Source organism: Gloeocapsopsis sp. IPPAS B-1203, assembly GCF_002749975.1.
Taxonomy (GTDB): domain Bacteria; phylum Cyanobacteriota; class Cyanobacteriia; order Cyanobacteriales; family Chroococcidiopsidaceae; genus Gloeocapsopsis.
This window is the reverse complement of sequence record NZ_PEIG01000044.1, coordinates 1-733: the sequence shown is the minus strand read 5'-3', so window position 1 is coordinate 733 and position 733 is coordinate 1. Positions and strand designations below refer to the sequence as shown.

The following is a 733-nucleotide window of genomic DNA, read 5'->3' as shown; positions in this document are numbered from 1 at the left end:
GGTGTTGCATAATAGGAGTATGAAATGTCCTAAATGTGAATCAACTCAAATCAGTAAAAACGGTCGTCACCACGGCAAACAAAACTATGTTTGTAAACAGTGTGGTCGCCAGTTTGTAGAATCGTATAGTCCGAAAGGCTATTCAGATGATGTCAAGCGCATCTGCTTAAGAATGTATGTGAATGGCATGGGATTTCGCGCGATTGAACGGGTAACTGGTATCAACCATAACACCATAATTAATTGGGTGAAACTTGCAGGTATTGCCCTAGCAGATGCACCTCAAGCAGCAGAAATTCCAGAGATTACTGAACTAGATGAACTGCAAACCTTTGTCGGGTCAAAAAAAACAAGTTTTGGTTGTGGACAGCCGTCAACCACAAAGCGCCAGGAATATTAGCTTGGGTCTTAGGTGATAGAAGTGCTGAAACATTTAAGCAGTTGTGGCAGATTGTCCGCTGTTGGCAAAGCTTCTGGTATGTCACAGATGGTTATGCAGTTTATGCGATGTTTATTGACGACATTTGCCATCTTGTTAGCAAAACCTACATGACGAGGGTTGAAGGAGAAAACACAAGGCTGAGACACTTCTTAGCACGCTTACACCGCAAAACTTTGTGTTACTCAAAGTCTACTGAAATGTTAAAAGCATCCGTTCGCTTGTTACTTGATTATCTTAAGTATTGGACTATCCCTCTGCCACTTTAATCATGACTTTATTGTGCAACACCTA

At 41.5% G+C, this 733-nt stretch carries 1 protein-coding gene; it reads left to right on the top strand.

Annotated features, from left to right (window positions below):
• The first annotated feature begins 19 nt into the window (after window positions 1–19).
• Window positions 20–708, top strand: a protein-coding gene (locus tag CSQ79_RS26910) for an IS1 family transposase (protein ID WP_289501601.1) whose coding sequence is annotated in 2 segments (ribosomal slippage) — window positions 20–341 and window positions 341–708 — 690 coding nt in all. Because the reading frame shifts where the segments join, the coding sequence is not laid out codon by codon here.
• The last annotated feature ends 25 nt before the right edge of the window (window positions 709–733 follow it).